This window comes from Arthrobacter sp. Y3223164 (genome assembly GCF_059091005.1).
Genome location: NZ_JBNHGF010000616.1, coordinates 1 through 1126 on the forward strand (window position 1 = coordinate 1; position 1126 = coordinate 1126).

Annotated in this window: 2 protein-coding genes; both read left to right on the forward strand. The window is 68.8% G+C overall.

What is annotated here, in order from left to right:
• Positions 1–299: 299 nt before the first annotated feature.
• On the forward strand, positions 300–737 hold the full coding sequence (locus tag AC5RUJ_RS16885) for a VOC family protein (RefSeq protein WP_494128359.1): 438 nt from the start codon (positions 300–302) through the stop codon (positions 735–737).
• 123 nt (positions 738–860) lie between these two features.
• Positions 861–1126, forward strand: a 266-nt coding sequence (gene tsaB, locus AC5RUJ_RS16890) for a tRNA (adenosine(37)-N6)-threonylcarbamoyltransferase complex dimerization subunit type 1 TsaB (protein ID WP_494156321.1), incomplete at its 3' end; no start/stop codon positions are given.

A 1126-nucleotide genomic window follows, 5' to 3' on the forward strand; every position in this document is an offset into this window, starting at 1 on the left:
GCGGAAGCGCAGCGGAGCACCGGCGTCGTGCTCGACTTTGACGAGCCTGACGACGGCGAGCCGCGGCTGATCCGCATGGCCGCCTACGGGCCGCGCTGGGCCGCGTACATGTTTGCCTGACCCGCAGCGGATGTTCCCGTTGCGCCGGTTGCGGAGGTGCCGCCGGGCCTGCGGGCCTCGGCGTTTCATCGGCGCGGGTGAATTCAGCCGGACGGGGACCTCGGGGAGCCCGCGGTCTTCACGGCCCCCTGGCGCAGGTCCATAATCGATGGCGTCATCAGACCACGAGGAGGCCCGCCATGGAGACCAAGCTGAACCCGTACCTGGGATTCCGCGACCAGGCCAGGGAAGCCATGACGTTCTACCAGTCGGTGTTCGGCGGCGAATTGACGCTGAACACCTTCGGCGATTTCCAGGCCAGCGACGACCCGGCGGAGATCGACAAGATCATGCACTCGCAACTGTCCACCGAGCGCGGGCTGGTGCTCATGGCAGCGGACACCCCCGCCAGCATGGAATACACCCCCGGGTCCAGCCACTCGCTCTCGCTCAGCGGCGACAACGAGGCCGAACTGCGCGGCTACTGGGAAAAGCTGATCGATGGCGCCGACGTCACGGAGCCGCTGCAAAAAGCGCCCTGGGGCGACACCTTCGGCATGTGCACGGACAGGTTCGGCATCCAGTGGCTGGTCAACATCGCCGGCACGCCACAGGAAGCCGGAACACCGCAGGCGTGAGCGCCGCCCAACACGGCCCGCCTGCGCGGCCGCCGAGGGGCCCTGACCCTGTCCCGGCCGCGGTGCGGCGCCTCCTGATCAGCGCCCGAAAGCCACCCCGCGTGCCTCAAGTAAAATTGATGCGTGCTCATTCTCTCCATTGATACCTCCGCCATCGCCAGCGCCGCGTTGCTGGCCGGACAAGGAGAGATCCTGGCCGCGTTCGCCACCGAGGACACGCGCACCCACGCCGAGGTGCTGGCCCTCGGGATCAGCAAGATCATGACGACGGCGGACGTCACCGGCGCCGAACTCGACGCGTTGGTGGTGGGCGTGGGCCCGGGACCGTTCACGGGCCTGCGCTCCGGCATCGCCACCGCGCGGGCGCTGGCCTTCGCCTGGGGCAAGCC

What these genes read in the sequence shown, in the direction of transcription:
- AC5RUJ_RS16885 (WP_494128359.1), top strand. Translation starts at nt 300, where the DNA reads ATGGAGACCAAGCTGAACCCGTACCTGGGATTCCGCGACCAGGCCAGG.